General features: G+C 61.6%; 7 protein-coding genes. 4 read left to right on the forward strand and 3 right to left on the reverse strand.

The genetic code is table 11. The annotated features are described in order from the left end of the window. Positions 1 to 154: 154 nt before the first annotated feature. Together cysQ and nudE are read right to left on the reverse strand one after the other, a co-directional pair. Complete coding sequence (gene cysQ, locus WBB95_RS11110) at positions 155 to 991, reverse strand: 3'(2'),5'-bisphosphate nucleotidase CysQ (RefSeq protein ID WP_424487635.1); 837 nt, start codon at positions 989 to 991, stop codon at positions 155 to 157. Then, on the reverse strand, positions 988 to 1,554 hold the full coding sequence (gene nudE / locus WBB95_RS11115) for an ADP compounds hydrolase NudE (protein ID WP_424487636.1): 567 nt from the start codon (positions 1,552 to 1,554) through the stop codon (positions 988 to 990). The genes cysQ and nudE overlap by 4 nt, the downstream gene beginning before the upstream one ends. A gap of 87 nt (positions 1,555 to 1,641) precedes the next feature. On the opposite strand from nudE, the gene yrfG reads away from it, so the two are divergent. Further along, a complete protein-coding gene (gene yrfG, locus WBB95_RS11120; RefSeq protein WP_424487637.1) occupies positions 1,642 to 2,304 on the forward strand; it encodes a GMP/IMP nucleotidase in 663 nt (220 codons plus the stop codon). A 140-nt stretch (positions 2,305 to 2,444) separates the two neighbouring features. Here yrfG and lysM read toward each other — a convergent pair whose 3' ends face one another. Then, entirely contained in the window at positions 2,445 to 2,885 is a 441-nt protein-coding gene (gene lysM / locus WBB95_RS11125; protein WP_424487638.1) for a peptidoglycan-binding protein LysM, read from the reverse strand. Between the two features lie 129 nt (positions 2,886 to 3,014). Here lysM and WBB95_RS11130 point away from each other — a divergent pair, with 129 nt between their 5' ends. From WBB95_RS11130 to WBB95_RS11140, 3 genes are all read left to right on the forward strand, one after another. After that, entirely contained in the window at positions 3,015 to 3,902 is an 888-nt protein-coding gene (locus WBB95_RS11130) for a LysR family transcriptional regulator (RefSeq protein WP_424487639.1), read from the forward strand. A 97-nt stretch (positions 3,903 to 3,999) separates the two neighbouring features. Then, the gene (gene fdhD, locus WBB95_RS11135) at positions 4,000 to 4,839 is read left to right on the forward strand and encodes a formate dehydrogenase accessory sulfurtransferase FdhD (RefSeq protein WP_424487640.1); all 840 of its coding nucleotides are present in this window, start codon (positions 4,000 to 4,002) and stop codon (positions 4,837 to 4,839) included. After that, positions 4,836 to 7,184, forward strand: a complete 2,349-nt coding sequence (locus WBB95_RS11140) for an FdhF/YdeP family oxidoreductase (RefSeq protein WP_424487641.1) — start codon at positions 4,836 to 4,838, stop codon at positions 7,182 to 7,184. Before fdhD ends, WBB95_RS11140 begins: the two co-directional genes overlap by 4 nt. Positions 7,185 to 7,312: the final 128 nt, after the last annotated feature.

The following is a 7,312-nucleotide window of genomic DNA, read 5'->3' on the forward strand; positions in this document are numbered from 1 at the left end:
CACAGCCCGGTCCCACATTTTGATCGTTCCCACGCGGAGCGTAGGAACGATCATCTACGGGTTCACTGCAAATCCGATGGGGCTGCTACGCAGCCCAGCGCGGGGCAAGCCCGCTCACCACAGCAAGCCAGCGCCCCTATTGATCCAGGCTGGGTTAAGACCGGGCCAGGCTCAGCAACCGCTCGCGCCACGCCGCTTTCGCTGGCAGCGCAAGAAAGAATGGGTTCAACAACGACGCCCGCGCCGGGTAGCTGAACGGCTCGCCGCTTAACTCCAACACTTCGCCGCCCGCGCCTTCCAGCACGCCTTGGGCCGCTGCGGTGTCCCACTGCGAAGTCGGTGCCAGGCGCGGATAGCAGTCGGCGCTGCCTTCGGCCAACAGGCAAAATTTCAGCGAGCTGCCAATGTTCGCCAACTTCAGCTCACCCAGCCCTGCGCTCAACCCATCCAGCAAGCGCTCCTGCTCAGGGCTGGTGTGCCGACGGCTGGCAACCACGGTGAACGCTTCACCGGCGGCCGGGGTCTGGCGCACCTGAATCTGCTTGGGCGCTTCGTTCACATCCGAACGCCAAGCCCCAAGGTTTGCGCCGCCGAAGTAGCAGCGGCCGCTGGTAGGCATCGACACCACGCCAAACACCACACGGCCCTGTTCGATCAAGGCAATGTTGACGGTGAATTCTTCGCTGCCGGAGATAAACTCCTTGGTACCGTCCAGCGGGTCGACCAACCACCAGCGCTGCCAACCGGCGCGCACGCTTTGGTCGATATCGGCGTCTTCTTCGGACAGCACCGGAATGCTCGGATCAAGCGCGGTAAGGCCTGCGAGAATCAGATGGTGAGCCGCCAGGTCCGCCGCCGTCACCGGCGAGTCGTCGGCCTTGGAGGTCACCGCCACGTCGGCCCGCCAGTACGGCAGGATCACTTCGCCAGCCTGGCGCGCCAGCTCAATCACCGGGGCAATAAACGGGTGGCCTAAAAACAGTTCGCTCATGCGCTGAACGCTCCTCGTTGGGTCAGCAGGTCTCGTACCAGGTACAGCGCGGCCAATGCACGGCCCTCGCTGAACTGCTCGTTTTGCGCCAGTTGCGACAGCTCGCGCAGGTTGACCTTGTCTACACGCATCGGCTCGGGTTCATCGCCTTCCAGGCGTTCTTCATAGAGGTCGGTGGCCAGCACCACCTGAATCTTCTGGCTCATATAGCCAGGCGACAGCGACAGCTCGGTGATGTGTTCCAGTTGTCGCGCACCATACCCTGCCTCTTCCTTGAGTTCACGGTCGGCCGCCGCCAGCACGTCTTCGCCGGGCTCGATCAGGCCCTTGGGCAGCGACACCTCATATTCGTCCGTGCCGCCGCAGTACTCTTCCACCAGCAAGGCGTGATCCTCATCGATCATCGCCACGATCATCACCGCGCCGTAGCCGGCACCGCGGCCCACCAGGCGCTCGTAGGTCCGTTCAACGCCATTGGAAAAGCGCAATTGCACTTCCTCCACGCGGAACAAACGGCTACTGGCGACAATTTCGCGGGCGAGGACGGTGGGTTTCTGGCGCATAAGCGGCTCCTTGGCGTGATCGGGTTACTATACCGTGGCTTTTCCGATTGTCTGTGTCGGATATTTTTACTTACATGAGACCGCCCCATGCCCTCTTTGCCCTGGCACGCCATCGACACCGTCCTGCTGGACATGGACGGCACGCTGCTCGACCTGCATTTCGATAATCATTTCTGGATGGAGCACCTGCCCCAGCGCTATGCCGAGCTGCACGGCGTAAGCCGGGCCATGGCCGAGATGGAGTTGCAGCCGCTGTTCGAGCGCCACGCCGGACAACTGCAATGGTATTGCCTGGACTTCTGGAGCACCGAACTGAATATCCCGGTGCGCGAACTCAAGCAGGAAACCGCTCACCTGATCGCCCTGCGCCCCGACGCGGACACGTTTCTGGCGGCGATCAAACAGGCCGGCAAACGCGTGATCCTGATCACCAACGCGCACCGTGACTCGCTGTCGTTGAAACTGGAACGCATTGAGCTGGCGCCGTATTTCGAGCGGCTGATCAGCTCCCACGACTACGGTTTCCCCAAGGAAAACCCGCAGTTCTGGGAAGCCTTGCAAGCCGACATCCACTTCGACCCGGCCCGCAGCCTGTTTATCGATGACACCTTGCCGATCCTGCGCAGCGCGCGGGAGTTTGGCGTAGGGCATTTGCTCGCGGTGAAAGAGCCGGACAGTAAGAAAGGGCCGAAGGACACGGCAGAGTTCCCAGCGGTGGATGATTACCGCGACCTGATTGCCGGACTTTGAACTGATGTGAGCACAGGCCTGTGTGGGAGCCGGGCTTGCCCGCGATACAGGCACCTCGGTGCCTGAGTCACACCGCGGTGATGCCATCGCGGGCGAGCCCGGCTCCCACACAAATCAACTGCCACATTTTGTTGCGCTTATTACTCAGGAATACGCAACGTCTGCCCTGGGTAAATTTTGTTCACATCTTTGAGCAACGGCTTGTTGGCCTCGAAGATCTTGTTGTACTTGTTGGCGTCACCGTAGACCGTTTTAGAAATCGCGCTCAGGGTGTCGCCACTTTTCACGACGACAAACCGCGAGGCCACAACCACGGGGCCGGAAACGGTAATTTGATCATCCACGCTGGCCACACCGGCAATATTGCCCGCCGCCAAGATGATTTTTTCTTTCTCTTCCTGGCTGGCAACTTCACCGGTGATCGTCACCTTGTCGCCGTCTACAGTGGCATGAACGTTCGGGTTACCCAGCCCGACGGCTTCGATATGTTTTTTCAACTCGTCGCCGGCGTTTGCGTTTCCCGGCGTCAACAGATCGATCAACTTCTCGCCGGCTTCCTTAACAAAGCTTAAAAGACTCATGGTGTGCTCTCCTTGGGGTTTAAGTTCCAGATGCCAAAGACTAGACCAGTCCTACAGAACTGGGTTCCAGCCCGACCAAAGACCCAAACGCGCTAGAATCCACCGCCATTGGAATAAGCCGGAGCGAAGATGGACATCAAACAGCTGAAATTCCTCATCGCCCTCGACGAAACCCGTCACTTCGGCCAGGCGGCGACGCGTTGCCACATCACTCAGCCGACCCTGTCGATGCGCCTGCGCAACCTGGAAGAAGAGCTGGATCTGCCCTTGGTCAATCGCGGCCAACGCTTCGAAGGGTTCACCGCGCCAGGCGAACGCATATTGGCCTGGGCGCGCACCGTGCTGGCAGCCTATGACGGTTTACAGGCTGAAGCGGCGGCCTGTCGCGGCAACCTGGTGGGCACGCTGCGCCTGGGCGTGGTGCCGCTGTCGAGCTTCGACCCACTGGCGTTGATGCAGCAACTGCATAAAGAGCACCCCAGCCTGCGCTTCGAGCTCTCGGCGTTAAGCTCCGAACAGATCCTGGAGCAACTGGCGAGCAACCGCCTGGACCTGGGCGTGTCTTACCTTGAGCGTCTGGACAACGAACGTTTCGACTCGCTGGCCTTGGGCGAAACGCGCATGGGCCTGCTCTACGACCAGCGTTTTTTCAGCTTCGGCGACACGCCGTTGAGCTGGGAAGCGCTGATCGAACTGCCGCTGGGCATGCTCACCAGTGGCATGCACTTTCGCCAGTCCATCGACCACAATTTCCACAGCCGCGGCCTCAACCCGCAGCCGCTGCTGCAAACCGACGCGGTCCATCAATTGTTACAAGCTGTGCACGGCGGTTTGTGCTGCGCCGTCATGCCGCTGGACGGTGGCCTTGATGCCTTGACTGAGCATTTGCGCCTGCAGCCCATCGAGGACGCCCACACGCTGGCGCGCCTGGGGTTGATCATGCGTCGCAGCGCACCGCGTTCGGCGCTGGCCGAGGCGTGTTTCGCGCTGTTTCAGAAATCGCAAACCGAGTCTTGATCGACGTCATCTATCGGTAGATCAGTACTGGCAATTAGACGCGACGCTTTGTCGCGCCTAGTCTAAACACTGATCAATCCGCCGGTGGTATTGCCCCATGAACGCCAAGCGCCCAGCCTGCGCGGCGCCTGCCCTCGAAACGCCCGCGCCCGCCGCCAGCCAGAGCTACCAGTTTTGCAACCTCGAACACACTGAAGTCGCCAGCACTGCGTTGGCGGAAGAAGTGGCGTTGGCGATTGCCTATAACGACATCAGCCAGGCAGTGATGCTGGTGACGCCGACGGACTTGGAAGACTTCATCGTCGGTTTCAGCATTGGCAGCGGCATTATCGCCGACGTTAGTGACATTTATGACCTGAAACTCAGTGGGTCAGGCTCCGTCCAGTATGCGCAGGCGCAGATATCCAGCCGGGCTTTCTGGAACCTCAAGCAGCAGCGCCGCCAACTGGCTGGCACCAGCGGTTGCGGGCTGTGCGGCGTTGAAGCAGTCGAACAAGCACTCCCGGACCTTCAAGTTCTGCCCGGCGCGCCGTTACCTCCCGCCGAATGGCTCGACGGCCTGCGCCAGCGCATCAGTGCGTTCCAACCACTGGGCCAGCACAGCGGCGCGGTGCATGCGGCGGTGTTCATGAACAATCAGGGCGAATTGCTGATGGGCCGCGAAGACATCGGACGGCACAACGCGCTGGATAAATTGATCGGTGCGCTGATTCGCCAAAAGATTCCGACCGACGGCGGGCTGGCCATTGTCACCAGCCGTTGCAGCCTCGAATTGATCCAAAAAGTCTTGCGCGCAGGCATCCAGACCTTGGTCAGCCTGTCGTCGCCCACCGGCCTGGCCTTGCAATGGGCCCGCCGGCACAACCTCAATCTCATCCACCTGCCGCAGAAAAGTGCGCCGCGGGTCTACAGCCCTGCGATGGAGAACCAGCCGTGAGCAATCATCATCAAGCCGACCAAACCCCAACCCCGCGCTACAAGCCTTACAAGGGCGCGGCCGGCGGCTGGGGCGCGCTGATCAGTGTGGCGCAGGCCTGGCTGACCAGCGACAACGCGCTGAAAAACCTGCGCATGATGCTCAAGACCAACCAGAACGGCGGCTTCGACTGCCCGGGCTGCGCGTGGGGCGACTCGCCGGAAAGCGGCATGGTCAAGTTCTGCGAAAACGGCGCCAAGGCGGTCAACTGGGAAGCCACCAAGCGCCGCGTAGACGCAGCGTTCTTCGCCAAACACAGCGTCACCGCGTTGCTGGAACAAAGCGACTATTGGCTGGAATACCAGGGCCGCCTGACCGAGCCGATGCGTTATGACGCCGAGACCGACCGCTACCAGCCCGTCAGTTGGGAAGCGGCGTTCGACCTGATCGGCAAGCACCTCAACGCACTGCCAAGCCCGGACATGGCCGAGTTCTACACCTCGGGCCGCGCCAGTAACGAGGCGGCTTACCTGTACCAGCTGTTTGTGCGCGCCTACGGCACCAACAACTTTCCCGACTGTTCGAACATGTGCCACGAGGCCAGCGGCGTCGCCCTGGCGCAAAGTGTGGGCGTCGGCAAAGGCACTGTGACCTTTGATGACTTTGAACACGCCGACGCGATTTTCGTCTGGGGCCAGAACCCAGGCACCAACCACCCGCGCATGCTCGAACCGCTGCGCGAAGCGGTTAACCGCGGCGCCCAGGTGGTGTGCATCAACCCACTGAAAGAGCGCGGGCTGGAACGCTTCCAGCACCCGCAACACCCGCTGGAAATGCTCACCAACGGCGATAAGCCGACCAACACCGCCTACTTCCGCCCGGCGCTGGGTGGCGACATGGCCATTCTGCGCGGCATGGCCAAATTCCTGCTGCTGTGGGAACGCCAGTCCCAGGCCGAAGGCAAAGAAGCCGTGTTCGACCACGACTTCCTCAACGAACACACGACCAACGTGCTGGAGTACCTGGGCCAGATCGACGACACCTCGTGGGACGAGATCGTTGCGCAGTCGGGCCTGACACTGGTTGAGATCGAGCAAGCGGCGCGCATGTACGCCAAAAGCAAAAACGTGATCATGTGCTGGGCGATGGGTATCACCCAGCACCGCCACTCGGTGCCGACCATCCAGGAAATCGCCAACCTGATGCTGCTGCGCGGCAACATCGGCCGCCCAGGCGCAGGCCTGTGCCCGGTGCGCGGCCACAGTAACGTGCAGGGCGACCGCACCATGGGCATCAACGAGCGCCCACCGGTGGCGTTCCTTGATTCCCTGGAGCGCCGCTTCCAGTTCCAGGTGCCGCGCACCCATGGCCACAACGTGGTCGAAGCGATCCACGCCATGCTCGAAGGCCGCGCCAAGGTGTTTATCGGCCTGGGCGGCAACTTTGCCCAAGCCACACCAGACAGCCCGCGCACCTTCGAAGCACTGCGCAGCTGCGACCTGACCGTGCAGATCAGCACCAAGCTCAACCGCAGCCACCTGATGCACGGCAAAGACGCGCTGATCCTGCCGTGCCTGGGCCGTACCGACATAGACATCCAGGCCGATGGCCCGCAAGCGGTGACGGTGGAAGACTCGTTCAGCATGGTCCACGGCTCCAATGGCCAACTGCAGCCGCTGTCGAAGCTGATGAAATCCGAGCCGGCCATTCTGGCGGGCATTGCCGCCGCCACCCTGGGCAGCAAACCGGTGGACTGGAACTGGCTGGTGGCTGACTACGGGCGCATCCGCGACCTGATCGCCGACACCATTCCAGGCTTCAAGGACTTCAACGAGAGGATCAAAAACCCCGGCGGTTTCTACTTGGGCAACTCGGCCGGCGCACGCCGCTGGAACACGCCGTCGGGCCGCGCCAACTTCCGCCCGAACGTCCTGCCCAAGGACCTGATCCACGAACGCACCCACGCCACGGGCCGCATCCCGGACCTGATCATGCAATCGATGCGCTCCCACGATCAGTACAACACCACCATTTATGGCCTGGACGACCGCTATCGCGGGGTGAAAGGGCAGCGTGACGTGTTGTTCGTCAACGAAGCCGACATCATCCGCCTTGGCTTCAAGCCGGGGCAGAAGGCCGACATCGTGTCGCTGTGGGAAGACGGTCGCGAGCGCCGCGTGAAGGGTTTCACCTTGCTGGCATTTGATATTCCGGCGGGCCAGGCAGCGGCGTACTACCCGGAAGTGAACCCGCTGGTACCGCTGGAAAGCACCGGGGATGGCAGCCATACACCGACGTCGAAATTTGTGGCGATTCGACTGGAAATGGCGAGTGCGACAGGCTTGATCATGGCGCGCTCGGCCTAAGCCCTGCGAGTACCTCGCGGCGTTGTCTTGTTTTATGTGGTGAGCGGGCTTGCCCCGCGCTGGGTTGCGAAGCAGCCCCAACGGAGTCCCGCCTCTATCCAGTCAAGTTGCATTGGCTGGGCCAGAGG

Source organism: Pseudomonas sp., assembly GCF_049645325.1.
Classification (GTDB): Bacteria; Pseudomonadota; Gammaproteobacteria; order Pseudomonadales; family Pseudomonadaceae; genus Aquipseudomonas.